Genomic DNA, 25,749 nt, shown 5'->3' on the forward strand with positions numbered 1-25,749 from the left:
GAGGGGGCGATTTCATGCGTCTCAGGTCAGTCCAGCGGGAGGGCCTGGTGCGCGGCCACGATCGCATCGATGCGGTGCGCCAGGTCGAAGTCGGCCCGGGTCAGCCGGTTCCCGGCATCGTGCGTGGTGATCGACGCGCGCAGGTGGTCGATGCGGAGGTCGAGATCCGCGTGGTGCTGAATCCGCCGCGACCGGTCCGCGATCGTAACGATCGCCGCGACCGCCGCGTGATACCGAATCGGATACGTGCGGGTGATCACGTCGCCGTCCTGCTCCCATCCGGGCAGGCCAGCCAGGTGTTCGGCGATTTCCTCATGGGTCATCGGCTTGGGCACGCCCATGTCAGTTCCCCTCCGTGACAGGCGCCAGGATCTCAGCAAGGTCCCGGCCTACGGGGGCATCGTGCCATGGCCGCATGGCCCGCTCCAGCGTGGCCAGTTCACGGGCCATCCGTACCGACCGGGTCTCCACCGCGATCTCCGCGGCGGCCCGTCCGATCTCCAACGCCTGGTCCGGCATCGCACCATCGGAACCTCATCGAGGAGACACCATGCCGTGCAAAGCTCAGCCCGGAGAACCTGCGCCGCCGCCTTGCGACGCCACGGGCCCCGTCGCACCGCCTGGAACCACCCTCACCGCAATCCGCCCCCTGACTGCCCGGGACCTCCTAACCGACCAGGCGTTCACGGGCCTGGTGGCGACGGTCCTGGACAACAACCCGGGGATGGCCGAAGCGTTGGCCAAGCGGATCGTCACCGAGGGAGTTTCGTTCATCGCCACGTGCGCCGCCAACCCGGAGAAGCGGCTCGCTCCGTCCCCGGTCGTGGATGAGGGCTGGCACGCTGCCATCCTCCACACCAAGCTGTATAGCGAGCTGTGCACGCGGCTTGGCGGGTTCGTCCACCACTTCCCCGAGCGGCCGAACAATCCGCATGGATTCCGCCCGGACGTCATCGAGTACACCCTCGACACCATGCGCGCGACCGGGTACGAGCCAGATGTCGAGCTCTGGGCGGGACCGTCGGAGACCACGGTCACCGTCGGGGGAAGACGTGGCACACCCCGATGCCCGGCGGCTGCGGGCCGATCAACCCTGGCGGGTGCGCGACGCACGGCGGGGGCGACGGGGAGTAGTAGGTTCGGCGAACACCGACGGAGAGGGCGAGGACATGACTCCCAGTGAGGCTCACGAGCTGCACGCCGCCATGAGGCAGTACGGAATCTGTGGGGCTGTGATCCCGGCGGCCCCGGACAACCTTGACGGAGCGTGGCTGGTGGTCGACGAGGACGGTCGGAACGTTACGGCCGCAGTCCGAGCCCGAGTATCCGCGGCGCAAGGCAGGCAGCCCGAGCGGGGTTTCGTGGTCGCGCGCTGACGCTGAGGTAGCCCCGGCCGGAGCAGTCCACTTCGATCATCAACACGGGCTGGGCGTCGCAGTGGTACGGCGTCTCCTGACCCCTCCAGCACAACGCCCCCTCTCGCCTTCGGGCGGGAGGGGGCGCTTCCGTGCTGTCCGGGGCTAGCTACTGGCGATGCGGGGTCGGGCGCGCTCGCTATTGCAGGGCGGCGACGGCTTCCATGACCAGTGCCCGGGCATCCGCGCCGTACACCGCCATCTTCTGGAGCGCCGCGAATGCCTTTTCGTAGAGGGCGATCTCGCTCGGCTGGGTGACCGTGACACGGGCGGCGAGGAGCTCCACCGACACAAGGGTGTCGTCGTACATGTGGAACGTCTCCAGCGGCCACTGAGCCCGTTTCGGGGTGGCCATGGGGATGATGCCCAGGCTCACGGACGGCATCGCGCCCACAGTCATCAGATAGCCGAGCTGGGCGGCCATGGCCTCGGTGTCGGCCAGTTGGTGGCGGAGCGCGGTCTCCTCGACGAGGAGGACGTAGCGGCGGCCCGGCTCGCGCAGGATCAGGTTGCGCTCCATCCGGGCGGCCACGGCCTCGGCGACGTCGTTGGGGATGTCCCGGAACAGACTGATGGCGGTGAGCAGCCCGGCGGCGTAGCCCTCGGTCTGGATGAAGTGCGGCAGGAGCGTGGCGGAGTACACGCGGAAGAGGCGAGTGGACCGAAACAGAGGGATGTAGCTGTTCTGCAACTGCTTGAGGCCACTGCGGGAGCGGCGGCGCCACTCCGTATAGAGCGACTCGGCGTTCTGAGACTGGGCAATGATGTCGCGGGCCTGGTCGGCCGCGCCGCAGGCCTCGCACCACCGGCGGATGTCGTCCGGCGTGGGCGGTGTGCGGGCGTTCTCGATGCGGGAGGACTTGGAGTGAGTCCAGCCGCAGCGGGTGCCCAGCTCGCTGCCGCTTAGACCCGCCTCCGAGCGCAGCTCACGCAGACGGTGAGCCACGCTGCGGCGGGCGGCCTGCGCCGCGGATGACGGGGATACGGGCATGAGCTGGGCTCCGCCTACCTGATTTCGAAGCTGTCGTGCGGGACCGCCCGTGCCCAGACGGTCTCGAAGGCGTCCGCGCACAGCTTGGCTGCGGCCGGGTTTTCGCTCATCTCTCCGCCGGCGGAATCCCCGTCGCCGGTGAAGTGGTTCCAGCGGATGAGTCGTCCGTCGATGAGCCAGAAATCGTTGCCCGGCAGGGCGATGTCACTGGCCTGCCGCCGGGGGAGCCAGCGCACCTCCTCTCCGGCGGCTACGTTGGTGAACGTCCCGTCGTACAGGAAGCGGGTGTACTCGCTGACCGGCTCGGAGACGATGCGGGCCCGCCGCACGGTGACACCGCGGGCGACGGTGGCCGCGATGAGGTCGAGCCACGGACGCCACCATGCCGCCCGGTCGTCGGGGTCGTGGCGGTGGCCGGCACGCCAGTCCGCGAACGGGCCGGTCTCGTAGTCGACCGCATAGGCGTCGCGGGTCTCCAGGTGGACGGCCGAATGTTCGGCTGCGCCGAGGAGGTCGGGCCAACTAGGGACGTTCAAGGGCATCGCAGGCCTCCCTGATCATGTGCACCATGCTCACGGGGATCCGCACCACGGCTTCGCCCTTCGGGATGCCCGCCCCGTGCCCGGGCAGTTCGAGGGCTGCGCACTCGGCCTCCAGCTCGGGGCTGGGCTTCCACCCTTGGAGTACGAGCTCCTGGTGCTCCTCGTCGACCCACACGGTGGGGCTCTCGCCGTCGCTGCTGCTCGGGTCGATGCCTACGAAATGTAGCGCCATGGTGTCCTCCGCTGCTCGGGTTGTGCACGGATGAACACCACAGTCGTGCGCGCAGGTTGGGCGGTCAAGAGGGCGTCTGGAAGGTCGTCCGAAACGGGCTGTGCTGTGAACATCGGTGCACATTCATGGCGGCCTCGCGTGGCCTCGCGACACGCTCGTCTCATCACCCGCTGACGACGGTAGGGAGCGAGACCCATGATGCGTGAAGTACGCCGCGCCTTCGAGGACATCCCTCACGCGCTGCTCCACAAGCGGGTGCGTGACATCGCGTCCGGCGTCGAGGGCGAGCTAATGGCCGTGATCCGTCAGGACGTCTCCGACACTCCGGCCCGTGAGCACTGGGTCAAGCTGGCCTACATCCGGGGCCCGTCCGGCCGGGAGATCTCCACGGCTGTGGCCAACGTCGAGGCAATCCGATGACCGCCTGCACCGACGTGCCGCTTCCGAGGTACGAGGAGTTGACGATCGAGCAGGCGCGGGGCCTGGCGTGCGTCGCCTGCGGCCGACGGCTTAGCGTCGGGTCTGTATACCGCGGCGTCGTCTTGGGCCACGAGGGCGGATTGCTCCTGGACGCTGACGTGCGGGCCTGTCCCCCGGCGGCCGGGCAATGACCGCGGGCCTGATCTGCGCGCGCTGCCAGAGGCCGCTACTGGCTGACGATGCCGAGACGGTCGTCGTGGACTCGGCGAGCGGGGCCCGGCCGAACTAGCACGTGCACCGCCACGGCGTCCCGACATGTAGGCGCATCACCGCCGCAGAACGCGACGGGCGCTGACCCAACGAGACTCCCGGCCCGACGTCCGCTGCGTTCTCCCGCGGGCGCCGGGGCGGGTCCATCGCACCATCGGAACCTCATCGAGGAGACACCATGCCGTGCAAGAACCTGCCCCCGGAGAACCCCGTCCCGCCGCCGGGCGCGACCGCGACGATGACCGCGACGCGGGTCAACCCTCGCGCGCTTCTCGGCGATGCCGACTTCTCCGCGGTCATGCACACCATCCTGGACAACAACCCGGGCATGGAACCGGGCATGGCCGGCCGCATCCTGGTAGACGCGCTCGCCTACCTGGCCACCGCGGCCGCCACCTCCGGGGGCCTCGCACCGTCCCGCGTGGTCGATGAGGGATGGCACGCGCTCATCCTTCACACCGGCCTCTACCAGACCCTGTGCGCGCGGCTCGGCGGCTTCATCCATCACGTCCCGGAGCGGCCCGACCCGGGGCGACGGTCGCAGGCCAGCATCGAACGTACGATCGCCGCGATCGAGGCTGCCGGCTACTCGGTGGATCGGGACCTGTGGCGGGGGCCGGAGGACACCATGATTCCCGTGGCGGCGAATTGCCAGCACTCGGGTCCCGAGGGGCCGATCGTCATCATCCCGAAGCCCAAGGGCTAGGCGTAGGCGTAGGCTCCGCGCATGACCGAGTGGATCGATCCGAGGTACTCAGACGTCGTCGCCGAGCTGCGCGCGTGGCAGGGCGAGCCGGACCGACGGGGTCCGCAGCCGGTACGGGGGTTCATCGTGCCGGAGCCTGACGAGGACTGACCCTTCTGAGTAGCCCCGGCCGGTTCCCTTCCCCGGCCGGGGCTACTCGCGTACGAGCTACGCGAGGGGGACCTGGAGTGCGCGGGCCAGGCGCAGCCAGACTGTGAGTCGAGCGTCGCGGGAGCGACTCTCAAGCCTGACCTGACGCGTCGCCCACGAACCAGCCCCGGGGATCTCCGCACCCCGGGGCTTCGTGCATCCTGGGCCGCCTACGCGGCCTTGGGAACCAGTAGGGTGCGCCAAGATCAGACGGAGAGCTACTCCTGCGCACAACCCATGCGCTACCACTTCAGGGAGTGGTGCTCGACGGCCCAGATCCGGTCGAATCCCACGCGCTCGGCGAGCACGGCCTGCTCCACGCAGTCGTGGATGACTTGGCGCTCCCGCTCCACGGTCGGGTCGGCGAGCCGAGCTTCGAAGATCACGGAGAATTTCACGATGCCTCCAGGCTTGCGTCCCGTGCCCGGCCACACTTCAATTCGGAATATGACTAGTAGTCATACATCGCAGAAGCAAGACCTTCCGCCGACCGCATGGGCGGTGCTCGGGCTGCTGTCCTTCCCCGGGGAGCGCACCGGCTACGAGCTGAAGAAGTGGGCGGACTCCTCCCTGCGCTTCTTCTACTGGTCCCCGGCCATCAGCCAGATCTACGCCGAGCTGCGCCGGCTGGAGGAGCTCGGCTACGCGGCCTCGACCCGATCGGGCCCCCAGGAGCTACGGGCCAAGCGCCGCTACGCCATCACCGACGCCGGGCGCGAGGCCCTCGCCGGGTGGGCCTCGGACACCGCGGAGGCCGGCCCCCCGGTACTCAAGCACGGTCTGCTACTGCGGGTCTGGCTCGGTCACCTCGCCGAGCCGGAACTGCTGCGCGCGATGGTCAGCGACCACCTGGAGCGCACCCGGGGCGAACTGGCCGCCGTACGCGAGGCCGTGGCGCATGCGGCCGAGGTGCCGCAGTGGGCGTTCCCCGCGCTCGCGCTGCGCTGGAGCGAGCGGCAGCACCTGGCCGAACTGGAGCTGCGCGAGGCCCTGTTGGCCGATCTCGCCGAGCCGGCCGGGGCCGCGGCGGCGGCCGCGGACGCCGATCGTCAAGGCGGTGGGGACGCGCCCACGCCCGGGTGACGCGGCAGGGCCGCCGCACGGCGTGCGGAGGCGCACAACCCTGGCGGGAACCGGCCGACGGCCCCGTTCCGGGCGCTGCACGCACGGTCTCATCGCATCACCGGCGCACTAGCATGCGTCCTCACCGCGCGCGGCCGGTAGGGACACCGCGACCGCGCGGGAGCCGCCGTCGACGGAAGCGAGAGAACCTTGACTTTCCTCACCATCGGTCACCGCGGGGTCATGGGTGTCGAACCTGAGAACACCCTGCGGTCGTTCGTCCGCGCGGAACGTTCCGGGATGGACGTCATCGCGCTGGATCTGCAGCTGAGCAAGGACGGCGTGCTCGTCGTCCTGCACGACGCCGAGGTGGACCGGACCACCGACGGCTCCGGATCCGTCGCCGACCTGACCGTGGCCGCGCTGCGCGAGCTGGACGCCGGTCAGGGCGAGCACGTGCCGGTCTTCGAGGAGGTGCTGGACGCGGTCCGCACCCCGCTCCAGGTGTCGGTGCAGAGCGGGGCCGCCGCCGCGGCGCTGGCGGAGCTCGTCCTGCGCCACGACCTCACCACGCGGGTGGAGGTCGCCTCCTTCCACGACGAGGTGCTCGCGCAGACGGTCCGGTTGGTGCCGGGGCTGCGCGGCTGCCTGTACGCGGACGTGCACCTCGCGCACCGCAGGACCATCGTGGACCGGGCGCTGGCCGCCGGTGCGGGGACGGTCGCCCTGAACATCCGCGAGCTCACCTTGGACACGGTGGAGTCGGTGCACGCGGCCGGGCTGCGGGTGATCGGCTGGACCGTCAACACCCTGCAACAGCTGCGGGTGGCGCGGGCGCTCGAACTGGACGGCGCGGCCACCGATTTCCCGGAGATCCGCAGCACGGGCCGGTTCATCGCCTGACGGCGGCGCCCGCTGCGCGCTACAGCGGCTTGACCAGCAGCTCGAAGGCCAGGTCGTCGCGGAGCGGGACGCCGAACCGCTCGTCGCCGTAGGGGAAGGGGCTCAGCTCGCCGGTGCGCCGGTAGCCGCGGCGCACGTAGTAGGCGATGAGCTCCTCCCGTACGCTCACCACCGTCATCCGCATCTCCTTGGCGCCCCACGTCTCGACGGCGCGGCGCTCCGCCTCGGCGAGGATCTCCTTGCCGAGGCCACCGCCCTGGAGCCCGGGGCGGACCGCGAACATCCCGAAGTAGGCGTGGTCGCCGCGGTGTTCGAGCTGACAGCAGGCGACGAGTTCGCCGGCGCGCTCGACGACGAGCAGGACCCCGTCGGCGGATTCGATGATCGCGCGGACCCCGTCCGGGTCCGTGCGCTGGCCGTCCAGGTAGTCCGCCTCGGTGGTCCAGCCGGCACGGCTGGCGTCCCCGCGGTAGGCCGACTCGACGAGGACCACCAGTTCCGGTACGTCCGTCTCGACGGCACTGCGGAAGTTCAGGGCGGCGGGGTGGGCGGTCGACATCGGGGGCTCCGTTTCGCTCGGCGGCATATGACATGCCCGGTGCGGCACGCAGAGCCTAACCCGGGGCGGCGTGCGGGCCTGCGGGCCGGGGCATCTCTTCCGGTGACGCCGACGAACCGGGAGGTTCCGCCGTGCACGGTCCCGCCATGTCCCTTCCCGCTTCGCTCTCCGCCTGGCTGCTCGTGCTCCTGTGCTTCGTCAGCGGGGCGTACTGCCTGCGGCGGGTGCGCAGATCGGAGCGGGAGGCGCGCGGCGCGGCGGCGGGCGAGGCCGTGATGGGGTTCGGGATGGCGGTGATGGCCGTGCCGTCGGGCATCGGCCCGTGGGGGCCTGGGATCCTGCTGGCCGTCTTCTGCGGGGCCGTCCTGCACGCCCTGTGGCTGCTGCGGGGCGGGGTGCACCACACCCACCACCTGGTCGGTTCGCTGGCGATGGCGTACATGGCGCTGACGATGACCGCCGGCCACGGGCACGGCGGGGGCCTGCCGCTCGTCACCGGGGCGCTGCTGCTCTACTACGCGGGGTACGTGCTGCTCGGGGGGGCCCGACTGGTGACGGCGGGCGGGGTTGCGCCGCAGATCGCGGGCGGGCCGCAGGTGTCGCCCGCGGAACTGACGCGGGCTTGCCGACTGGCCATGGGGATCGGGATGTTGGCGATGCTGCCCGGCCTGTGACCCGGGAGGCAAACGTGTCCTGCGTCACCAATCCCGAAAGCCCGTACCCGCAGGTAGTCGCGCGCTCATAGGCTGGCGACCATGATGGTCCCCGCCGCACTCCTGCTGCTCGGCGCCCTGACCGCGGTGTTCGCCCCCCGTCTACTGGCCCGGGCCGAGTGGCCCGAGCGTGAGCCCGTCGTCGCCCTGTGGGTGTGGCAGTGCGTGGTGGGCGCGGTGCTGCTGTGCTTCGCGCTGTCGATGCTGCTGAGCGCGGCCGCCGCCTGGCTGGCCGTCCGGGGCCCGCTCTTCGCGAAGGCACCGCACGGGGTGGTCGACGCGTACGCGCTGGGCCCGACCGGCGGCCCGTGGGCCGCGGGGACCGCGCTGGCGTTGGCGGGCGGCGGGCTGTGGACCGGGGCCCGGCTGACCCGGGAGGTGCTGCGGGCCCGGGCCCGGCGGCGGGCACGGGGCGCCGAGCTGCTCGTACGGGCGCCGCTGCTGCCCGGGGAGGACCCGGCAGGGGCTCGGCTCGTCGTCCTGGAGGGAACGCGGCCCGACGCGTGGTGGCTGCCGGGCGCGGCGCCGCAGCTGGTGGTGACGACGGCCGCGCTCGGACGGCTCAAGGGGAGCCAACTGGACGCCGTACTGGCGCACGAGCAGGGGCACGCGCAGGCCCGGCACGACTGGCTGCTGCACTGCTCGCGGGCGCTGGCGGGAGGGTTCCCGCAGGTGCCGGTGTTCGCGGCGTTCGAGGCGGAGATGCACCGGCTCGTCGAGCTGGCTGCCGACGACGTGGCCTCGCGACGGTTCGGGAGGCTGACGATCGCGCTCGCCCTGGTCGGTCTCAACGAGGACCGGGGGGTGTTCGGGCCCTATCCGAGCCCGCAGCCGCACGTGTCGGAGCGGGTGCGCCGGCTGCTCTCGGCGGCGCCCCGGCTCTCGGCGGGCCGCCGGCTGCGGCTCACGGCGTTGGCCACGCTGCTGCCCGCGGTCCCGCTGGCGGTGGCCCTGACGCCGGGCCTGAGCGCCCTGACCTGACCTGATCCGCCCGCCCACCCGCCGTGGACGGGGCTCCTACCGGCCGAGTTCGGCGGCGAAGAGCTCGCGCACCCGCGTCCACGAGTCCTCGGCAGCGGCCTTGTCGTACGGTTCGCGCCCGGGGAAGAAGAAGGCGTGCCGGGCGCCGGGGTAGACGACCTCCTCGTGCCGTGCTCCGGCCGCCTCCAGCGCGTCACCGATCTGCGCGCGCTGCTCCGCGTCGATGACGTGGTCGAGTTCCGCGAAGAACAGCACGATCCGCACGTCGCGCTCGGCGATCGAGCCGGTGGCCGCCAGCAGCGGCTCGGGGCGGCTCAGCGCGGTGCCTGCGACGGGCAGCCAGCCGGGGTAGAAGATCGCTGCCGCCGCGAGGTCGAGCCGCGTGGCCGCGAAGTAGGCGATGTGCCCGCCCAGGCTGAACCCGAGCACGCCGGTCTCCTCCGTGGCCTGCTCGTGGGAGCGGGCGTGGGCGATGGCGGAGCGCAGGTCCTCCTCGACGCCGTCCCGGGTCAGCTGCCCGAGCAGCTCGAAGGCGCGTTCCCGGTTTGCGGCGCTTTCCGTGAGGCCGCGGGCGGTCCCGGCGCCGGAGCGGTGGTAGAGGTTCGGGGCGATCGCGACGTAGCCGAGCGCGGCGACCTGCCGGACGACGCCGCGGACGTCCTCGGTCAGCCCCCACAGTTCCGATCCGACGAGTACCAGCGGGTGGCGGTCGCCTCCCGCGGGGCGGGCGACGTACGCGGTCATCGGCGCGGCACCGGCGGTCGCGATCTCCACTTCCCGGGCAACGGTCTCGTAGGCCATGGGGACCCCTCGTACAGCGCGTGAACGGTCGACTCGCCGAGCCCGTCACATCACTGACGGAGTGGGAGACGTCTGCCGCAGGCCGGGACGGGCCGGATCCGGTCTTCCCGTGTGGGGTGTGGAAATCCCTGCTCTGGGCGATCCCCCGCGTCGCCCAGAGCAGGCGACCCCGTGCACTGAGTATATTGGCCCGGAGCCAGTCAACGCAGGAGTAAGCATGTCCCCGCGCAGCGCATCGGTCAATGAAGAATTGCGCAGACGTTCCCGGGAGCGGCTGCTCCAGGCCACGGTCGAACTCGTCGCCGAGCGCGGCTACGAAGCCACGACGCTCGGCGACATCGCCGACCGGGCGGGTGCGGCCCGCGGCCTGGTCTCGTACTACTTCCCCGGCAAACGGCAGCTGCTCCAGTCGGCGGTGCACCGGCTGATGCACCTGACGCTGGACGCGGCCCTGGAGCGGGAACCGCGCAGCGACGACGGGCGCGAACGGCTCGCCCGGGCGGTCGACGCGATCCTCGGGCTCGCCCGGGACGAGCCGCTGCTGATGCGGACGCACATGGCGGGGATCCTCCAGGCCGAGGGGTTCGTGCAGTGCCCGGAGCAGCAGCGACTGGCGGAGCTGCTCCGGGACACGGTCACGCGGTACGGCTCGGCGGACGTGGACACCGACTACCCGCTGCTGCGGGCACTGCTGATGGGTGCGGTCGTGGCGGTCCTGCTGCCGGGGGCTCCGATGCCGTGGGCGCGGCTGCGTGCGGAGCTGTTCCAGCGCTACGGGCTGGACTGGGCGCTGGGCGTCCCGCCGGAGGGCGGGCCGCCCGAGGCAACGTTTCCCCCTGCGGGCTGAGGCAGGCCGGGGTCAGTGGTACTCGGGCTGGCTCTGCACGTTGAGCCGGTCCATCCACACGCGCTTCGCGCCTTCGGTGCGCCAGTCGTCGATCCGTAGCACGTCGAGGCCCTTGACGATGTCGTTCGAATAGATGTGGCCGTTGTAGTAGTACGCCGACCAGGACCCGCCGAGTCCGAGCTTGTCCGTGGTGAGCGGGCCGCGCTCGAAGTAGCCGATCTCCTCGGGCCGGGCGGAGTCGGTGAAGTCCCACACCGAGACGCCGCCCTGGTACCAGGCCTGGACCATGATGTCGCGGCCGCCGCCGACCGGGATCAGCGAGCCGTTGTGGGCCACGCAGTTCTCCGTGTCGGCCTGGAGCCGCGGGATCTTGAAGTAGCTGCGGAAGACGAGCTTGCGCTGGTCGCCGCGGCCGGTGATGTCGTAGATGCCGTCGGCCCCGCGGTTGGGGCCGGTGGCCTCGTTGCAGGTGGCGCCGCCTCCGCCGCCCAGCTCATCGGTGAACACCACCTTGTCGGCCTTCTCGTTGAAGGTCGCCGAGTGCCAGAAGGAGAAGTTCACGTTGTCCTGCACCCGGTCGATGACCCGTGGCTGCTCGGGCTTGCTGATGTCGAAGAGGATCCCGTCGCCCATGCAGGCGCCGGCGGCCAGCTTCTTCGACGGCAACACGGTGATGTCGTGGCAGCCGGTGGTCTTCGAGACGCCGGGGTTGTCGGGCGCGCCCGGGTTGCCGCCGTCCGGGAAGAGGACGGGGAAGGCGACGACCGCCGCCTGCGTCGGGTTCTTCTTCGGGACCTTGATCACGGAAATGCCGTCGTGCGGCGGCTGGCAGTCGGGGAACGCCTCGTTCGGGGAGTACGAGGCCACGTAGAGGTAGATGTCGCGCTCGCCCGGGACCAGCGTGTGGGTGTGGGAGCCGCAGTTGGTCTCGACGGATTTGATGTACTTGGGGCTCTTCTTGTCCTTGATGTCGAAGATCTTGATGCCCTCCCAGGAGGACTTCTCCGTCGCGGGCTGCGAGACGCTGTTGCAGGAGTCGTCGCTGCGCGAGGAGTCGGTGGAGAGGAAGAGCAGGTCCCCTTGGACGGACACGTCGTTCTGGCCGCCGGGGCAGAGCACGCGGCTGACGACCTTCGGGACCTTGGGGTTGCCGATGTCGTAGACCGTGAAGCCGTTGTAGTTGCCGGCGTAGGCGTACTTGCCCTGAAAGGCCAGGTCGGAGTTGATGACGCCCGGGTCGGCGCTCGGGACGTTGGCCAGGTGCTTGACGTTGGCGCTGTGCACGATCTCGTCCTGGCCGGGAATCTCGCCGGGGGCGAGTTCGCGGCCCGCGGCGGGTTCCCCGGCCGGCTGCGCGCCCTGCGAAGAGGCGCTGCCGGGTGATAACTCCCCCGGATCGGGGGTGGCGGCGGCGGGTCCGGCCGCGAACAGCGTGGTGAGCAGCCCGGCCGCGGCGACGGCCGCCCCCAGACTCCGGTGCCGCACTCTGGTGGTGTGCTTCGAGGTCACTGTGCCCTCCCATGGGAGTCCGATCGATTCCGCTCGTGGTGGGAACGGAACCAGGACCCCGGCAGTATGTTCCTTACCATGGACATGGCAAAGGGGTTACTCGGTCGAACCACCGGGGCCGTCGTGGCCGCGGGAGTCCTGCTCGTCCTGGCCGGGTGCCGGGACGGCGACGGCGGCGACGGGACGAAGGACGCCGGGGCGGCGGTCATCGCCCCCGGCAGACCGGGCGAGAAGGCCCGCACCCTCTCCCCCGAGGAGGCCGCCGGGAGGCAGCCCGACGACAGCCCCAACGCGGCGGACCGGACGTACGTGCAGCACATGGTCGAACACCACCGGCAGGCCCTCACCATGAGCGCGCTGGCCCCGGAGCGGGCCTCGGCGGAGGGGGTCAAGCGGCTCGCCGAGCGGATCTCGGCCGCCCAGCAGCCCGAGATCGGCTCGATGGAGAAGTGGCTGGCCCGCCACCCGGCCCCGGCCGGCGCCCCTTCCGGAGGCCCGCCCGGCCACGACCACGGCGCGATGCCGGGCATGGCGACCGAGCAGCAACTGGCACGGCTCACCGAGGCGAAGGGCGCCGAGTTCGACCGGCTCTTCCTCACCCTGATGACCGCCCACCACGAGGGCGCCGTGAAGATGGCGGGCGAGGTGCTGGCCGCCGGCAACAACGGCGCGGTGGAGGAGATGGCCAACGAGGTGGTGGCCACCCAGACCGCGGAAATCCACCGGATGCGCGCCATGGGCTGACGGCCGCCGGGCCCGGTGGCATGCTGGGAGCACCTGCGGGAGGAGCTCCGCCGTGCTTCGTGTCGCCGTCGTCGGTTCGGGCCCCAGCGGGGTCTACGCCGCTCAGACATTGGTCCAGCAGCGTGAGGTGCCGGGCGTCCGCGTCGACGTGCTGGACCGGCTGCCCGCGCCGTACGGGCTGGTGCGCTACGGGGTGGCCCCCGACCACGAGAAGATCAAGTCGCTCCAGGGGAGCCTGCGCACGGTGCTGGAGGACGAACGGATCCGCTTCCTCGGCAACGTCGAGGTCGGCGGACCGCAGCTGCCCGCCGAGCGGCTGCTGGAGCTCTACCACGCGGTGGTGTACTGCGTGGGTGCCGCCCGCGACCGGCTGCTCGGCATCCCCGGCGAGGAGCTCGCCGGCGTGCACTCCGCGACGGCCTTCGTCGCCTGGTACAGCGGGCACCCGGATGCCGTCGGCGAGGCCTTCGACCTGCCCGCGGTGGGCTCGGCGGTGGTCGTCGGGGCGGGCAATGTCGCCGTGGACGTGACGCGGATGCTGGCCCGCGGCGAGCCCGAACTGTCCCCGACCGACATGCCGCAGCCGGCCTTGGGCGCGCTCGCGGACAGTGGCGTGAAATCGGTGTCGATGGTGGCCCGGCGCGGGCCCTCGCAGGGCAAGTTCACCACCAAGGAACTGCGGGAGTTGGGCACTCTGCCGCAGGTCGCCGCCGTCGTGGACCCCGCCGAGCTGGCGCTCGACCCCGCGTACGCCGACCCGGGCGCGGCCGCCGCGCTGCCCGCAGTGGCCCGGCGCAACCTGGAGGTGCTGCGCGGCTGGGCCGGGCAGGACTCGGGCGACGCCCGGCGCCGGATCGCGCTGCGGTTCTACCTGCGCCCGGTGGAGGTACTGGCCGGCCCCGGCGGCCGGGTCGCCGGGGTCCGGTTCGAGCGGACCGCCCCGGACGGCCGGGGCGGAGTCGTGGGGACCGGCGCCTACGAGGACGTCGAGGCGCAGTTGGTGCTGCGCTCGGTGGGGTACCAGGGCGTTCCGCTGCCCGGCCTCCCGTTCGACCCGGTGAAGGCCACGGTCCCGCACGCCGCGGGCCGGGTGCTGCGCGAGGGCCGGGCCTCGGTCGGCGAGTACGTGGCGGGCTGGATCAAGCGCGGCCCGACCGGGGTGATCGGGACCAACCGGCCCTGCGCCAAGGAGACGGCGTCGTCGCTGCTCCAGGACGCTGCGGTGCTGGCCGGGCGGGACCTGCCGGGCGACCCGCTGGACGCACTGCGGGCGGCGGGCCTGCACCCGGTGGAGTGGCCGGGCTGGCTGGCGATCGAGGCGGCCGAGGCCGACCTCGGGCACTCGTTGGGCCGCCGCTCGGTGAAGATCCCGGACTGGCCGGGCCTGCTGGCAGCGGCGAACGCGGGAACCTGAGCCCTGGCCGGGCCGAACGGGGCCGGGCCTGGCACGGATCGGCCGGCACGGATCGGCCTCGCCTGGCCTCGCCCGGCCTTTCCTCGCCTGGCCCGCCCGGCACGGATCAGCCTCGCCTGGCTCGGCCCGGCACGGATCGGCCTCGCACGGATCGGCCCGGCACGGATCGGCCTCGCACGGATCGGCCCGGCACGGGCAGGCCGGCCATGATCGGCCGGACACCCGCCAGTCTAGGCGGCCTGGCGGGCGGCCTCCGCGGCGGCTGCGGTGAGCACGCTGTCGAGCAGCCCCGGGAACAGTTCTTCCAGCTCCGTACGGCGCAGCTCGTTCATCTTCGCCGTCCCGCGGTAGGTCTGGCGGACCACGCCGGCTTCCCGCAGGACGCGGAAGTGGTGCGTGGTCGTCGACTTGGTGACCGGCAGGACGAAGTACGAGCACGCCAGCTCCTGCCGGGTGGCCGCGAGGTCCCGCACGATCGACAGCCGCACCGGGTCCGACAGCGCGTGCAGCACCGCTTCGAGCCGGATCCCGGCGGGTCCGGGGTGGGCGAGCGTGCGCGTGGTGGTATCCGTCACGTCTGCCCTCGTCTCGCCCGGCTCCCTGTTCGTACGAGAGCCACCGTAGTACACCGGCTGCCGGCGCCCGGGGGCCGCCGCCCCCGCCCGAGCCCGATCCGGCCGCCATCGGACCCGGTCGTCGGGCTGCGCAGCCGCGGTACGACTACCAGGCGCGGTGGTAAGGGGTGGGCACCCGTACCCCGGCGCCCAGTTCGGCGGCCGCGCCGCGGGCCCAGTACGGGTCGCGCAGCAGCTCGCGGCCGAGCAGGACCGCGTCGGCCCGTCCGTCGGCCAGGACCGCGGCGGCCTGCTCCGGCTCGGTGATCAGCCCGACGGCGGCCACCGGGAGGCCGGTCCGGGCCTTGACTTCGGCTGCGAACGGCACCTGATAGCCGGGGCCCACCGGGATGTCCGCCTTGGGTGTCATCCCGCCGGTGGACACGTCGAGCAGGTCCACGCCGTGCTCGCGCAACAGCCCGGCGAGACGGACCGTGTCTTCAGGGGTCCAGCCCGACTCCTCCAGCCAGTCGGTGGCGGAGACCCGGAAGAACAACGGCAGCTCCTCGGGCCACACGGCCCGTACGGCGTCGACGACTTCGAGGGCGAAACGGGCGCGGTTCTCGAAGGAGCCGCCGTAGGCGTCGGTGCGCCGGTTGCTTTCGGCGGAGAGGAACTGGCCGATGAGGTAGCCGTGGGCCCCGTGGATCTCGACGACCTCGTAGCCCGCGGCCAGCGCACGCCGCGCAGCCGCCGCGAACCGGCCGGTGATCTCGTGGATCTCGTCGGTCGTCAGCTCGTGCGGCACGGGGTCGCCCTCGGCGAACGGCACCGGACTCGGGGCACTCGGCAACCAGCCGTCCGCCTCGGGCCCGACGTAGCGGCCGCCCTCCCAGGGACGACCCGTCGACGCCTTCCGGCCGGCATGGGCGATCTGGATGCCGGGGACGGCGCCCTGGGCCTTGATGAACGCGGTGATCGGGCGCAGCGCTTCGACCTGGGTGTCGTTCCAGATGCCCAGGTCGTACGGGGATATGCGGCCCTCCGGAGAGACGGCGGTGGCCTCCTGGAGGATCAGGCCCGCGCCGCCCACCGCGCGGGCGGCGTAGTGCGCGAAGTGCCATGCGTGGGCCACGCCCGCGTCCGGCCCCGAGGCCTCGGCGACGTGCTGGCACATCGGCGCCATCCACACCCGGTTCGCCGCGGTGACCGAGCGCAGGGTGAACGGCGTGAAGAGGCCCGCGGGAGCGGTCGGAACGGCATCGGCGGGGGCGAGGGGGGCAGCGCTCATGGAGGACTCTCCGGATGTGGCCGGGCTCGCCGCGGATCGGCAGCTCGTACGAGAGTCACCGTACTACGTAAGTTCTCGTACTACGACACCTCTCGTACGAACTCGTGGAGCTCGGCACGCAGCGCCTCCGCGAGGGCCTCCAGGTCCGGCACGGCGGCCGCGTCGGCGACCAGGCCGTAGTGGACCGTGCCCTGGTAGGTGGAGACCGCCACGGCGAGCGAGTGGCCGCGGGCGAGCGGGGCCAGCGGATAGACCTCCCGGACCCGGCTGCCACCCAGGGAGAAGGTGAAACCGGGCAGCGGAACGCTGGTGACCAGGATGTCGAACAGCAGCCGGGCCGCCTGGGCCACCAGGGGGCCGCCGAGCCGGTGCCCCAGCGGGTGCACGTGGTCGGCGAGCAGGGCGACGGCCCCGGCGCCGCGGGCGGGTCCGGCCTCCTTGTTGCGGTCCATGCCGGTCCGCACCCGGTCCAGGCGCAGCAGCGGGTCGGGCTCGGAGAGCGGGAGCCGGAGCAGGTATCCGGAGAGCCGGTTGCCGTACTTCGCGGTGCCGCGGGGCCGGCGGCGGGATACCGGTATCAGGGCGCGCGGCCCGGCACCCTCGGGCTCGGGGTCGCCGCGGCCCACCAGCCAGCGCCGCAGGGCGCCGGCGACCAGGGCGATCAGCACGTCGTTGACCGTGCCTCCGGCGACCTTGCGGATGCGGTTGACGTCGTCGAGGTCGAGCGCGAGGCCGGCGACCGCGCGGGTGCCGGTCTGCGCCGGGACGGCCGTCAGGGCCGCCGAGACGCCGAGGGGCAGTCCGGCGCGGGCCACGGAGGCGCCGATCTCCAGGGCCTGGCCGAAGTCCTGGACCCGGGCGGCCAGGATCCCGGGAAGGCTGCGCAGGGCGATGCCCGGCGACTGCGGCGCGGGGAGCGGCCGCGCGGGGCCCCGTGCGGGCGGGCCCTCGTCGAAGAGCATGGCCGCCAGCGCGAGGGCTCCGAGCCCGTCGGCGAGCGCGTGGTGGAACTTGAAGAGGACCGCGAAGGAGCGCGGATCGGGCCCGGCCAGGACGTGCGCCTCCCACGGCGGTCGCGCCCGGTCGAGCGGCCGCGCCATCAGGGGTCCGGCGGCGGCCTGGGGGTCATCGGTGCGTACGAGGAACACGTGCCGGGCGGGATCGAAGTCCGCGTCGGTCGACCAGGCGGCCGCACCGATCGGCAGCAGCACGTCGTGGATGCGGCGGCGCAAACCGGGGACGGTGGGGCAGCGGGCGGTGAGCAGCTCGGCGGCGCGGACCGCCGCGTCGGGCTCGGAACCAGAACCCGGACCGGGGCCGGCGCCGGGGGCTCGTGCGGCTTCAAAGACCGCGAGGGCCCCGAGGTGCATGGGATGGGTGGCGGATTCGATCCGCCAGAAGGCGAGGTCGAGCGGTGAAAGGTGCTCGGTGGCCACGTATTGCCTCTCGCGTGCGGTGGCAGAGGTGGAAGTCAACCCCTTTCAGCCTCCTACGATCAAGTAGCCACCCTTTGGATACGCCCGTTGATCGATCCCGACCGGCTGGTCGGCGCAGCGCGGCGGCGTCCCGGCCGTTGTCGGTGGCCGGGTGCAGACTGGCTGGAAGGTGTTTGCCACGACGACCGGGACGACGACGTCCGGAGGTGTCGACCATGCCGACAGCGCCAGAAGTGCTGCTCCTCGCAGGGACCCGCAAGGGATTGTTCATCGGCCGCAGACGGGGCGACGGCTCCTGGGAGTTCGACGGGCCCCATTTCAACGCCCAGGCGGTCTACGCCGTCGCGGTCGACCGGCGCGGACCGGTGCCCCGGCTGCTCGTCGGCGGGGACAGCGCGCACTGGGGCCCGTCCGTGTTCAGCTCCGACGACCTCGGGGCGAGCTGGCGGGAACCCGCCGCACCCGCGGTGAAGTTCCCGAAGGACACCGGGGCTTCGCTGGAGCGGGTCTGGCAGCTGCATCCGGCCGGACCCGAGGCGCCGGACGTGGTCTACGCGGGGACGGAGCCCGCCGCCCTGTTCCGCTCGACGGACCGCGGCGAGTCCTTCGAGTTGGTCCGCCCGCTGTGGGAGCACCCGAGCCGCAAGAGCTGGGTGCCGGGCGGCGGCGGTGAGGGCCTGCACACGGTGCTGACGGACCCGGCCGACCCCGCAGCGGTGACGGTGGCGGTCTCCACCGCCGGGGTGTTCCGGACCCTGGACGGCGGCGCCCGCTGGGCTCCGTCCAACGAGGGGGTCTCGGCGGTGTTCCTGCCGGATCCGCATCCCGAGTTCGGCCAGTGCGTGCACAAGATCGCCCAGGACGCCGGGAACCGGAAGCGGCTGTACTTGCAGAACCACTGGGGCGTGTACCGCAGCGACGACGCCGGGGCCCGGTGGACCGACATCGGCGACGGCCTGCCCTCCGACTTCGGCTTCGCGGTGGCCGCGCACCCGCACCGGCCGGACACCGCCTACGTCTTCCCGCTGAACGCCGACTCCGACCGGGTCCCGGCGGAGCACCGGTGCCGGGTCTTCCGCACCCAGGACGCGGGCGCCACCTGGGAGCCGCTCACGCGCGGACTGCCGCAGGGGGACCACTACGGCACGGTGCTGCGGGACGCCCTGTGCACGGACGACGCGGACCCCGCGGGGATCTACTTCGGCAACCGCAACGGCGAGCTGTACGCCAGCCATGACGACGGGGACAGCTGGCGGCTGCTGGCCGAGCACCTGCCCGACGTGCTGTGCGTGCGGGCGGCGGTACTGGCTCACTGAATCGGCCAGTAGAGTGACTCGCTGTGGCAGCACGACCGTTGAACGAGATCGTCGAGCCGGGCTGGGCCCGGGCTCTGGAGCCGGTGGCGGCGCAGATCGCCGCGATGGGCGACTTCCTGCGCGCCGAGATCGCGGCGGGGAGGACGTACCTGCCCGCCGGGGCGAATGTGCTGCGCGCCTTCCAACAGCCCTTCGACGAGGTGAAGGTGCTGATCGTCGGCCAGGACCCGTACCCCACCCCGGGGCACGCGATGGGCCTGTCCTTCTCGGTCGCGCCCGAGGTCAGTCCGTGGCCGCCCAGCCTGGACAACATCTTCCGCGAGCTGTATGCGGACCTCGGCGTGCCCCGGCCGGCCAACGGGGACCTCACCCCGTGGACCCGCCAGGGCGTGCTCCTGCTGAACCGCGCGCTGACCACGGCCCCGCGCAAGACCGGGGGCCATCGCGGCAAGGGCTGGGAGGCCGTCACCGAGCAGGCCATCCGGGCGCTCGCGGCGCGCGACAAGCCCCTCGTGTCGGTGCTGTGGGGGCGGGACGCCCGCAACCTGCGGCCGCTGCTCGGCGAGTTGCCGGCCGTGGAGTCCGTGCACCCCTCCCCCATGTCCGCGGCGAACGGGTTCTTCGGCTCCCGTCCGTTCAGCAAGGCCAACGACCTGCTGGTCCGCCAGGGGGCACAGCCGGTGGACTGGCGGCTTCCGGCCGCCCGTTGATCATTTCGGTTGAACGGTATACGACATTCCGCGGATAAATACGGACAGAAGCCGCCCGTTGAGGCCCTGCCCGAACACTGCGTTCCGATAAGCCAGTAGCATGCGGCGCCATGAGCTCCCCCACTGGGCCCGCAAATGGCCTGCCCGTACGAATGCCGCGACCCCGCCCTGCCGGACGGCACCGCCGACCCGAGCCCGCGGTGGCGCCCGAGGGCGCGCCCGCGCTGGTGCTCGCCGTGCCCGGTGCCCCTTCGGCCGCCTCGCGGGGGCTCGCGGAAGAGATCATCAGCATCGGCCGCTCCGAGCTGCCGGGCCTGGACGTCCGCATCGGCTTCCTTGAGGGCGACGACGCCGAGGGCTCCGAGTTCCCGGCCCTCTCCGGCGTGCTGACCGCGGTCGCCGCCGAGCGCGTCGCCCGCGCCGAGTTCGCCCGCGCCGCCGGCCACGAGGTGCCCGCGCCCACCGGCCCGGACGCCGTGGTCGTCCCGCTGCTCGCCGGCCCCGACGCCGACCTGCTGCGCCGGATGCGCCAGGCCGTCATGGACTCCTCGGCCGCAGCCGAGCTGGCCGAGGTGCTCGGCCCGCACCCGCTGCTCGCCGAGGGCCTGCACGTGCGGCTCTCCGAGGCCGGCCTGGCCCGTGCCGACCGCGCCCGCCTGTTCACCGTCACCACCGCCGCCGACGGCATCATCGTGGCCACCACCGGCGGCGAGGAGGCCGTCCAGGTCGCCGGGGTCACCGGCATGCTGCTGGCCGCCCGCCTCGCGGTACCCGTCAAGGCCGCCGCGCTCGACCAGGAGGGCTCGGTGGCCGCGGTCGCCGAGCAGCTGCGCAGCGAGGGCTCCACGCAGCTCGCGCTGGCCCCCTACCTGATCGGCCCGGAGGCCGCCGAGGGGCTGCTGGACACGGCGGCCAAGGAGGCCGACTGCGCGGCCGCCGAGGTGCTCGGCGCGTACTCCGCGCTCGGCAAGCTCGTCGTCACCCAGTACTCCGCGGCGCTCGGCATCACCCAGGGCGCCGCCGTCCACTGATCCGCACCAGAACCGCTCGTACGAGGGCCCGCACCCCGGCATCCACTCCGGGGCGCGGGCCCTCGTCCGTGCGCGGGCACCCCGTGGGGACCGTCGTCGGCGCCGTCGCGTCAGGCGAAGACCACGCAGGTGGCGGCCGGTACCGCCACCGAGCCGGCCCGGTGCGGCTGCCCGGTCAGCGGGTCGACGTCGAACCAGGTGACGTCCCCGGAGCGCTCGTTGGCCGCGTACAGACGGCGCCCCGAAGGATCGGCGGCGAGGTCCCGCGGCCAGCTGCCGCCGCATTCCACGCTGCCCACGAGCCGCGGCTTCCCGGCCCCTCCGGCGAGCGAGAGGGTGACGACGGTGTCGGTGCCGCGTACGGCCGCCCACACGAAACGGCCGTCCGGGGAAGCCACCACGGCCGAGGGATAGGCCCGTGCGGCCCCTGGAGCGGCCCCAGGGGCGAGCGGAACCTCATCGGTCGGTTCCAGTTGCCCCGAGCCCGGGTTCCAGCGGCAGACGGTCAGCTGCGGCTCCAGCTCGTGCAGGACGTACACCGTCTCGCCGTCAGGGTGGAAGGAGAGGTGGCGCGGGCCCGTCCCGGCGCGCAGTGCGGTCTCGTCGTGCAGGCGCAGCGCCCCGGTGGCCGGATCCGAGGCGCAGACGCGGACCGAGTCGGTGCCGAGGTCCACGCTGAGCACCCAGCGGCCGCTCGGATCGGGCAGCACCTGGTGGGCGTGCGGCCGTTCCTGGCGGCTCGCGTCGGGCCCGGAGCCCCGGTGGCCGAGGACCGAGGCGGGTCCGCACAGGATGCCGTCCTCGGAGAGCGGGAGGCTGCTGACGCTGCCGGAGGTGTAGTTGGCGGTGAGCAGCCGGCGCCCGGCCACGCTGAGGTGGGTCGGGCCGGCCCCGCCGACGCGTACGGCGGGGCCGAGGGCGGCGAGGCCCTCGCGGGTGGGCCGGAAGGCGACTACCGCTCCCTGCCGGGTCTCACTGACGGCGTAGAGCACCCCGGTGCCCCGGTCGAGGGCGAGGTACGAGGGGTCGGCGACCGCGTCGCTGGTGGAGAGGAGGGTCAGTGCGCCGGTCGCCGGGTCCACGTCCGCCGTGGTGATGCCGCGGCCGCCCGCCGAGGTGAACGAGCCGATGTGGACCCGGTGTCCGCCGTTCCGGTGCTTGCCGTCCGTGTCGTCCATGTCGTCCGTGCCGTCCGCGCCGCCCACCGGATGCCCCTCTCCACCGTTTCGGATCGATCCGTGCGGAGCCGACGGTAACAGAAGGTCTAGACCAGATCCCGCCCTTGGGCGCGTTCCTGTGCGCCGGAGTGGTGCACGTACGCCGTCGAGCTCGGCCGGTCCTCGTAGGTGCGGTGGAAGACCGGGGTCGCGGAGCCGGAGATCGGCGGCACGATCCAGGACCAGTCGGCGCCCACGTCGCGGCCCTTGCGCTCCTCCCGCTCCAAGTGACTGAGGAAGCGCCGGGACTCGGTGTGGTGGTCCGCGATGGTGACCCCGGCCCGGTCGAAGGAGTGCAGCACGGCCCGGTTGAGCTCGACGAGCGCGCGGTCCTTCCAGAGCGAGCGGTCGGTGGAGGTGTCCAGGCCCAGGCGACGGGCGACGGCGGGGAGGAGGTTGTAGCGGTCGGTGTCCGCGAGGTTGCGGGCGCCGATCTCGGTGCCCATGTACCAGCCGTTGAAGGGCGCGGCCGGATAGTGGATGCCGCCGATCTCCAGGCACATGTTGGAGATGGCGGGTACGGCGTGCCAGCGCAGCCCCCAGTCCGCCCAACCGGCGTCGTCGGGGTGCTCGATCGGGACTTCCAGCACCGCGTCGGCGGGGGTCTCGAACCAGCGGGGCTTGTCGTCGACGCCTTGGACCACCAGCGGGAGCAGGTCGAAGGGGGTGCCGGCGCCCCCGGTCCAGCCGAGGTTCAGCAGGGCGCCGGTGAGCGGGGCGTTGCGTGCATCGCCCACGGTGACGGTGTGGTGGTCGCCGTAGCCGGCGTACCGGACGAGCTGTTCGCTCCAGATCAGCGGGCCGGGACGGTCCGGGGCGTCCGGGGCGAAGACGGTGATCGTGGGTCTGACCCTGCCGTCGTTGGTCGCGTCGCGCAGGTGCTCGAAGCATTCGGCGGCGATGTCGTCGGCGTCGGTGAGCGCGCGGCGGTCGCGCACGCGCAGCGAGTTCCAGTACAGCCGGCCTATGCAGCGGTTACTGTTGCGCCAGGCGACGCGGGCTCCGTGGACGAGTTCCTGCGGGGTGTGCCGGTAGCTTCCGGTGTCCGCGAGCTCGGCCCGCACGGCGGCCAGCCGAGCCCGCGGATCACCCGCCTGCGGATTCTCCCGGTGGAAGAGTCGGATGAACTCCTCGGCTGCTTCCCACACTTGGGCCGTGGTCGAGCGCTGTTGAAGTATTTCCATCCCGGGCGGTTACCCCCTGTCCGACCAGATCCACCCTGTACGTGCCGGATGAATGTGCAATCAACAATCACCCGTTGTACATGCCGCAGGTCAGCGCCGTGGGGAACATGCATCCGGAACACTCCACCGAGTGATCTTCGGGCCATTGCCCTGCGGAGCGGACCTGACAGGGCGTAGGATCCGCCGGCAGCAGGCTGCTGACCTCGGATTTCGATGACCGGCCGGGGTCAGGCGCTGATGACGAGGGGCGAGCGCGGGTCGGTGCGCAGGGGGGCGTGCAGGGCCACGAGGGCGTGTTCCAGGCCGTGCAGGTGTGCGAGCGCCGGTTCCGCGGCGCCGGGCCGGGGGTGCGGTGCGGCGGCGGGTCCCCTCGTGTCACGCGGGGCGGTCAGGGCCTCCACGGCTGCCTCCACCCGCCAGCACGCGGTGGCCAGCCGGGCGTCGTGCGAGGCCTGCGGGTCCGCCGCGACGGCCACGAGTCCGCGCACCTCCCGGGCGCAGTCGTCGAGCAGCCCGAGGACCTGCCGGGCCCGGGCCTTGCGGGCGCGCAGCGGGCTCAGCGGGTGGACGAGGGGCGCGAGGGCCATCCGTACGCGGCCCAGCAGCAGTTCGAGTTCGGCCGCGTGCGGGGCGGGATCGGCGTCGGGGTCCCCCGCGAGGCGGGCGAGGGAGGCCGCGGTGGAGGCCCGTACGCAGTGCAGGGCACGCTGGATCCAGGCGTCGTTGGCGGCGTGGGTGGTCACGGGGAGGACGAGCACCACGGCGAGGGCGGCGCCCAGCGCGCCGATGGCGGTCTCTTGGAAGCGCAGGAGCAGCAGGCCCGGGTGCAGGACGCCGAGGAGTCCGTAGAGCAGTCCGGCCATGACGGTGACGAAGAACATCATCCAGGAGTACGAGGGCGCCGCGGTGTAGAAGATCCCGAAGACGCATACGGCGACCAGTGCGGCGGTGGGCGCGGGCGCTCCGTGCAGCGGTACGGCGATCAGCAGCCCGGCGGCGATGCCGACGACCGTGCCGAGGACCCGGCGGAACCCGCGGACGAGGGTCTCGCCCCGGGAGGCGGTGTTGACGAAGATCCACCAGGCGGTGCCGACGGCCCAGTACCAGCGGGTGTCGGAGAGTGCCTGGCCGACGCCGAGGGCGAAGGCGCAGGCGGCGGTGGCCTGGAAGGCCTGCCGGGTGGTGGGCCGGGCCAGGCCGGTGCCGGGCAGGCCGGGCGGCGCGGCGGGCGGCGGGGTGCGCCGCTCGATCGGCCAGAGGACGAACCGCACCGCTCCGGCGGAGAGCAGCGCCAGTCCGACGGCGGCGTACAGCTCGGGCAGCTGGGCGGGAACGGCGTGCAGGAACTGCGTGACGAAGAACATCATGAAGCCGAAGATCCCGAGGGCGTGCCCGCGCGGCCCCCAGCGGCGGGCGTAGACCCCGGCGAACACGACGGCGAGGAAGGCGACGTCCCGGGCGAGCGGCACCGCGTGCAGGGAGGTGGCCAGCGCGAGGACGGGGAAACCGGAAACGGGCAGCAGGGCGCTGGTCACGCGCTGGGCCCGTACGGTCGGGTCGAGCACGGTGAACAGGGTGAGCAGGGCCGCCAGCCCCCCGGTGATGGAGGCGGTGAGGGAGAGGCCGCAGACCTCGGCCACCGCGACGGCGAGCGCGACGCCGAGCACGGCCCGCAGCGAGTTCCTCAGTCTCAGGCGCCCCGGATCCGGAGCCACGAACATCCTCTTCACGGCGGTGTGCCGCCCCCCTTGCAGTGGTGCGCGCCGGCCCGGCGGCCGCCCGGGGATGGTGGGCGGCAGGCGGGCACGGCGAAGGCGCCGCGCTCCGGACCGGCCTCGTTGCCGTCCGGCGCTGCGCGGCGCCGAAAGTACATGGATACGACACAGATAAGCATCCGAAGGCCCACTGGCTCAACCCGGCTCCGCATCACTGGTCCATTGGCCCAGTACTGGAGCGTAAGTTCCGGCCATCTGCGACCAACGGACCAGTCGTCGCTCAGGCCGGGCGGCGGGCGTAGCAGAAGAAGTGCTCCTCGGGGCCGACGGGCGGGGGCACCGGGGCCGCCGGGTCCGCCTCGGGCCGGAACAGGGCGGTGTGGTGCTCCAGCACCTCCAGCCCGGCTGCAGCCAGCAGCCGAAGGTGCTCCGCCCCGGACAGGCTGCTGACGGTGACCTCGTGCCCCATCCACACGATGTCGAGGTCGCTGATGTCCCCCGGCACGGTGGCCATGACGAAGTAGCCGCCGGGCGCCACCCACGACGCCATCCGCTCCAGCGCCTGCGCCACCTCCTGCTGGGACATCACCAGCAGCGGGAAGAAGGAGCACACTGCGTCGAAGCCGCCCTCCGCGGCCGCGTACGTCCGTACGTCGGCCTGCTCGAACCGGGCCTGCGGCACCCGGGAGCGCGCGAGGTCGACCATGTGCGCCGACACGTCGATCCCGGTCACCGCGCACCCCGCCCGCGCCAACGCCTCGGCGGCCGGGCGGCCCGTACCGCTGCCCACGTCCAGTACGCGGGCCCCGGGGGCGAGGCGGGCGGTGAGCCAGTCCAGCGCGGCGAGCTGCCCGGGAACGCGCCCGAACACCTCCTCGTACCGGGCGCCCACCTCGTCGAACACGTCCGCCGCGGACTTGCCACCGCTCACCGGCGCTCCTCACCCTGGTCGTCGGTTGTCTCTTCCCGGCGCCCGTTCGGTCCCGGACGCCGTGGG

The 25,749-nt window shown here is 72.6% G+C and carries 28 protein-coding genes and 1 pseudogene; 13 read left to right on the top strand and 16 right to left on the bottom strand.

Annotated elements, in window-relative coordinates; all coding sequences use genetic code 11:
• Positions 1-26 precede the first annotated feature (26 nt).
• From OHA65_RS06225 to OHA65_RS06245, 5 genes are all read right to left on the bottom strand, one after another.
• Positions 27-341 (bottom strand): 4a-hydroxytetrahydrobiopterin dehydratase, encoded by a 315-nt coding sequence (locus OHA65_RS06225; RefSeq protein WP_136211404.1) that lies wholly within the window; start codon positions 339-341, stop codon positions 27-29.
• Position 342: 1 nt separating this feature from the next.
• Positions 343-519 (bottom strand): hypothetical protein, encoded by a 177-nt coding sequence (locus tag OHA65_RS06230; RefSeq protein WP_328761903.1) that lies wholly within the window; start codon positions 517-519, stop codon positions 343-345.
• A 1,035-nt stretch (positions 520-1,554) separates the two neighbouring features.
• Positions 1,555-2,406, bottom strand: coding sequence for a helix-turn-helix transcriptional regulator (locus tag OHA65_RS06235; protein ID WP_328761905.1), 852 nt, complete (start codon positions 2,404-2,406; stop codon positions 1,555-1,557).
• A 14-nt stretch (positions 2,407-2,420) separates the two neighbouring features.
• A complete protein-coding gene (locus tag OHA65_RS06240) occupies positions 2,421-2,948 on the bottom strand; it encodes a DUF6879 family protein (protein ID WP_328761906.1) in 528 nt (175 codons plus the stop codon).
• Positions 2,929-3,180 (bottom strand): hypothetical protein, encoded by a 252-nt coding sequence (locus OHA65_RS06245; RefSeq protein WP_405761477.1) that lies wholly within the window; start codon positions 3,178-3,180, stop codon positions 2,929-2,931. Before OHA65_RS06245 ends, OHA65_RS06240 begins: the two co-directional genes overlap by 20 nt.
• Positions 3,181-3,375: 195 nt before the next feature.
• Between OHA65_RS06245 and OHA65_RS06250 the strand changes: the two genes are divergently transcribed.
• From OHA65_RS06250 to OHA65_RS06260, 3 genes are all read left to right on the top strand, one after another.
• Positions 3,376-3,600 carry a hypothetical protein gene (locus tag OHA65_RS06250; RefSeq protein ID WP_328761910.1) on the top strand — a complete coding sequence of 75 codons (225 nt, stop codon included), beginning with the start codon at positions 3,376-3,378 and terminating at the stop codon, positions 3,598-3,600.
• A gap of 448 nt (positions 3,601-4,048) precedes the next feature.
• Positions 4,049-4,576 carry a hypothetical protein gene (locus tag OHA65_RS06255; RefSeq protein ID WP_371646068.1) on the top strand — a complete coding sequence of 176 codons (528 nt, stop codon included), beginning with the start codon at positions 4,049-4,051 and terminating at the stop codon, positions 4,574-4,576.
• Positions 4,577-4,597: 21 nt separating this feature from the next.
• A complete protein-coding gene (locus OHA65_RS06260) occupies positions 4,598-4,726 on the top strand; it encodes a hypothetical protein (RefSeq protein ID WP_371646069.1) in 129 nt (42 codons plus the stop codon).
• A gap of 284 nt (positions 4,727-5,010) precedes the next feature.
• Here the strand turns inward: OHA65_RS06260 and OHA65_RS06265 are convergent.
• Positions 5,011-5,163, bottom strand: a pseudogene (locus tag OHA65_RS06265) (LLM class flavin-dependent oxidoreductase); the annotation flags it as partial.
• 49 nt (positions 5,164-5,212) lie between these two features.
• Between OHA65_RS06265 and OHA65_RS06270 the strand changes: the two are divergent.
• On the top strand, positions 5,213-5,848 hold the full coding sequence (locus OHA65_RS06270) for a PadR family transcriptional regulator (protein WP_405761480.1): 636 nt from the start codon (positions 5,213-5,215) through the stop codon (positions 5,846-5,848).
• Positions 5,849-6,037: 189 nt separating this feature from the next.
• Positions 6,038-6,730 (top strand): glycerophosphodiester phosphodiesterase family protein, encoded by a 693-nt coding sequence (locus OHA65_RS06275; protein WP_327282117.1) that lies wholly within the window; start codon positions 6,038-6,040, stop codon positions 6,728-6,730.
• Positions 6,731-6,749: 19 nt separating this feature from the next.
• Here OHA65_RS06275 and OHA65_RS06280 read toward each other — a convergent pair whose 3' ends face one another.
• A complete protein-coding gene (locus OHA65_RS06280; protein ID WP_327282118.1) occupies positions 6,750-7,289 on the bottom strand; it encodes a GNAT family N-acetyltransferase in 540 nt (179 codons plus the stop codon).
• 146 nt (positions 7,290-7,435) lie between these two features.
• Between OHA65_RS06280 and OHA65_RS06285 the strand changes: the two genes are divergently transcribed.
• Together OHA65_RS06285 and OHA65_RS06290 are read left to right on the top strand one after the other, a co-directional pair.
• Positions 7,436-7,963, top strand: a complete 528-nt coding sequence (locus tag OHA65_RS06285) for a DUF5134 domain-containing protein (RefSeq protein ID WP_371646074.1) — start codon at positions 7,436-7,438, stop codon at positions 7,961-7,963.
• Positions 7,964-8,044: 81 nt separating this feature from the next.
• Entirely contained in the window at positions 8,045-8,983 is a 939-nt protein-coding gene (locus OHA65_RS06290; protein WP_327282120.1) for a M56 family metallopeptidase, read from the top strand.
• 36 nt (positions 8,984-9,019) lie between these two features.
• Here the strand turns inward: OHA65_RS06290 and OHA65_RS06295 are convergent, their stop codons facing one another.
• Complete coding sequence (locus OHA65_RS06295) at positions 9,020-9,784, bottom strand: dienelactone hydrolase family protein (RefSeq protein WP_327282121.1); 765 nt, start codon at positions 9,782-9,784, stop codon at positions 9,020-9,022.
• 217 nt (positions 9,785-10,001) lie between these two features.
• On the opposite strand from OHA65_RS06295, the gene OHA65_RS06300 reads away from it, so the two are divergent.
• Positions 10,002-10,631, top strand: a complete 630-nt coding sequence (locus tag OHA65_RS06300; protein WP_327282122.1) for a helix-turn-helix domain-containing protein — start codon at positions 10,002-10,004, stop codon at positions 10,629-10,631.
• A 12-nt stretch (positions 10,632-10,643) separates the two neighbouring features.
• Here the strand turns inward: OHA65_RS06300 and OHA65_RS06305 are convergent, their stop codons facing one another.
• Complete coding sequence (locus OHA65_RS06305; protein ID WP_328761919.1) at positions 10,644-12,140, bottom strand: hypothetical protein; 1,497 nt, start codon at positions 12,138-12,140, stop codon at positions 10,644-10,646.
• A 78-nt stretch (positions 12,141-12,218) separates the two neighbouring features.
• On the opposite strand from OHA65_RS06305, the gene OHA65_RS06310 reads away from it, so the two are divergent.
• Positions 12,219-12,884, top strand: a complete 666-nt coding sequence (locus OHA65_RS06310) for a DUF305 domain-containing protein (protein WP_327282124.1) — start codon at positions 12,219-12,221, stop codon at positions 12,882-12,884.
• A gap of 52 nt (positions 12,885-12,936) precedes the next feature.
• Positions 12,937-14,298 carry an FAD-dependent oxidoreductase gene (locus OHA65_RS06315; RefSeq protein ID WP_327282125.1) on the top strand — a complete coding sequence of 454 codons (1,362 nt, stop codon included), beginning with the start codon at positions 12,937-12,939 and terminating at the stop codon, positions 14,296-14,298.
• 230 nt (positions 14,299-14,528) lie between these two features.
• Here OHA65_RS06315 and OHA65_RS06320 read toward each other — a convergent pair whose 3' ends face one another.
• From OHA65_RS06320 to OHA65_RS06330, 3 genes are all read right to left on the bottom strand, one after another.
• Entirely contained in the window at positions 14,529-14,873 is a 345-nt protein-coding gene (locus tag OHA65_RS06320; RefSeq protein WP_327282127.1) for a helix-turn-helix domain-containing protein, read from the bottom strand.
• A gap of 145 nt (positions 14,874-15,018) precedes the next feature.
• Complete coding sequence (locus OHA65_RS06325) at positions 15,019-16,143, bottom strand: NADH:flavin oxidoreductase/NADH oxidase (RefSeq protein ID WP_405761484.1); 1,125 nt, start codon at positions 16,141-16,143, stop codon at positions 15,019-15,021.
• Between the two features lie 80 nt (positions 16,144-16,223).
• The gene (locus OHA65_RS06330) at positions 16,224-17,579 is read right to left on the bottom strand and encodes a wax ester/triacylglycerol synthase family O-acyltransferase (protein WP_327286010.1); all 1,356 of its coding nucleotides are present in this window, start codon (positions 17,577-17,579) and stop codon (positions 16,224-16,226) included.
• Positions 17,580-17,794: 215 nt separating this feature from the next.
• Between OHA65_RS06330 and OHA65_RS06335 the strand changes: the two genes are divergently transcribed.
• From OHA65_RS06335 to OHA65_RS06345, 3 genes are all read left to right on the top strand, one after another.
• On the top strand, positions 17,795-18,895 hold the full coding sequence (locus OHA65_RS06335) for an exo-alpha-sialidase (RefSeq protein ID WP_327282129.1): 1,101 nt from the start codon (positions 17,795-17,797) through the stop codon (positions 18,893-18,895).
• Between the two features lie 23 nt (positions 18,896-18,918).
• Complete coding sequence (locus OHA65_RS06340) at positions 18,919-19,605, top strand: uracil-DNA glycosylase (RefSeq protein ID WP_327282130.1); 687 nt, start codon at positions 18,919-18,921, stop codon at positions 19,603-19,605.
• A gap of 110 nt (positions 19,606-19,715) precedes the next feature.
• Positions 19,716-20,636 carry a hypothetical protein gene (locus tag OHA65_RS06345; protein ID WP_327282131.1) on the top strand — a complete coding sequence of 307 codons (921 nt, stop codon included), beginning with the start codon at positions 19,716-19,718 and terminating at the stop codon, positions 20,634-20,636.
• Between the two features lie 110 nt (positions 20,637-20,746).
• On the opposite strand, the gene OHA65_RS06350 is transcribed toward OHA65_RS06345, so the two are convergent.
• From OHA65_RS06350 to OHA65_RS06365, 4 genes are all read right to left on the bottom strand, one after another.
• Positions 20,747-21,814 carry a lactonase family protein gene (locus tag OHA65_RS06350; RefSeq protein WP_405763376.1) on the bottom strand — a complete coding sequence of 356 codons (1,068 nt, stop codon included), beginning with the start codon at positions 21,812-21,814 and terminating at the stop codon, positions 20,747-20,749.
• An 86-nt stretch (positions 21,815-21,900) separates the two neighbouring features.
• Positions 21,901-23,037, bottom strand: a complete 1,137-nt coding sequence (locus OHA65_RS06355) for a nitric oxide synthase oxygenase (protein WP_405761486.1) — start codon at positions 23,035-23,037, stop codon at positions 21,901-21,903.
• A 227-nt stretch (positions 23,038-23,264) separates the two neighbouring features.
• Positions 23,265-24,758: an FUSC family protein gene (locus OHA65_RS06360; RefSeq protein ID WP_328765132.1), complete on the bottom strand. Its 1,494-nt coding sequence runs from the start codon at positions 24,756-24,758 to the stop codon at positions 23,265-23,267.
• Between the two features lie 274 nt (positions 24,759-25,032).
• Positions 25,033-25,683, bottom strand: a complete 651-nt coding sequence (locus tag OHA65_RS06365) for a class I SAM-dependent methyltransferase (protein WP_327282133.1) — start codon at positions 25,681-25,683, stop codon at positions 25,033-25,035.
• Between the last annotated feature and the right edge of the window lie 66 nt (positions 25,684-25,749).

Origin of the sequence: Streptomyces sp. NBC_00045 (assembly GCF_045041095.1) — a bacterium.
GTDB lineage: Bacteria > Actinomycetota > Actinomycetes > Streptomycetales > Streptomycetaceae > Streptomyces.

Excerpts from the sequence above, each read along its gene's own strand:
- OHA65_RS06345 (WP_327282131.1), top strand. The coding sequence starts at position 19,716 with ATGAGCTCCCCCACTGGGCCCGCAAATGGCCTGCCCGTACGAATGCCG.
- OHA65_RS06245 (WP_405761477.1), bottom strand. The coding sequence starts at position 3,180 with ATGGCGCTACATTTCGTAGGCATCGACCCGAGCAGCAGCGACGGCGAG.
- OHA65_RS06250 (WP_328761910.1), top strand. The coding sequence starts at position 3,376 with ATGATGCGTGAAGTACGCCGCGCCTTCGAGGACATCCCTCACGCGCTG.
- OHA65_RS06355 (WP_405761486.1), bottom strand. The coding sequence starts at position 23,037 with ATGGAAATACTTCAACAGCGCTCGACCACGGCCCAAGTGTGGGAAGCA.
- OHA65_RS06235 (WP_328761905.1), bottom strand. The coding sequence starts at position 2,406 with ATGCCCGTATCCCCGTCATCCGCGGCGCAGGCCGCCCGCCGCAGCGTG.
- OHA65_RS06295 (WP_327282121.1), bottom strand. The coding sequence starts at position 9,784 with ATGGCCTACGAGACCGTTGCCCGGGAAGTGGAGATCGCGACCGCCGGT.
- OHA65_RS06335 (WP_327282129.1), top strand. The coding sequence starts at position 17,795 with ATGCCGACAGCGCCAGAAGTGCTGCTCCTCGCAGGGACCCGCAAGGGA.
- OHA65_RS06225 (WP_136211404.1), bottom strand. The coding sequence starts at position 341 with ATGGGCGTGCCCAAGCCGATGACCCATGAGGAAATCGCCGAACACCTG.
- OHA65_RS06360 (WP_328765132.1), bottom strand. The coding sequence starts at position 24,758 with ATGTTCGTGGCTCCGGATCCGGGGCGCCTGAGACTGAGGAACTCGCTG.
- OHA65_RS06240 (WP_328761906.1), bottom strand. The coding sequence starts at position 2,948 with ATGCCCTTGAACGTCCCTAGTTGGCCCGACCTCCTCGGCGCAGCCGAA.
- OHA65_RS06285 (WP_371646074.1), top strand. The coding sequence starts at position 7,436 with ATGTCCCTTCCCGCTTCGCTCTCCGCCTGGCTGCTCGTGCTCCTGTGC.
- OHA65_RS06255 (WP_371646068.1), top strand. The coding sequence starts at position 4,049 with ATGCCGTGCAAGAACCTGCCCCCGGAGAACCCCGTCCCGCCGCCGGGC.
- OHA65_RS06260 (WP_371646069.1), top strand. The coding sequence starts at position 4,598 with ATGACCGAGTGGATCGATCCGAGGTACTCAGACGTCGTCGCCGAGCTG.
- OHA65_RS06280 (WP_327282118.1), bottom strand. The coding sequence starts at position 7,289 with ATGTCGACCGCCCACCCCGCCGCCCTGAACTTCCGCAGTGCCGTCGAG.
- OHA65_RS06230 (WP_328761903.1), bottom strand. The coding sequence starts at position 519 with ATGCCGGACCAGGCGTTGGAGATCGGACGGGCCGCCGCGGAGATCGCG.
- OHA65_RS06310 (WP_327282124.1), top strand. The coding sequence starts at position 12,219 with ATGGACATGGCAAAGGGGTTACTCGGTCGAACCACCGGGGCCGTCGTG.
- OHA65_RS06270 (WP_405761480.1), top strand. The coding sequence starts at position 5,213 with ATGACTAGTAGTCATACATCGCAGAAGCAAGACCTTCCGCCGACCGCA.
- OHA65_RS06290 (WP_327282120.1), top strand. The coding sequence starts at position 8,045 with ATGATGGTCCCCGCCGCACTCCTGCTGCTCGGCGCCCTGACCGCGGTG.
- OHA65_RS06300 (WP_327282122.1), top strand. The coding sequence starts at position 10,002 with ATGTCCCCGCGCAGCGCATCGGTCAATGAAGAATTGCGCAGACGTTCC.
- OHA65_RS06325 (WP_405761484.1), bottom strand. The coding sequence starts at position 16,143 with ATGAGCGCTGCCCCCCTCGCCCCCGCCGATGCCGTTCCGACCGCTCCC.
- OHA65_RS06350 (WP_405763376.1), bottom strand. The coding sequence starts at position 21,814 with ATGGACGACACGGACGGCAAGCACCGGAACGGCGGACACCGGGTCCAC.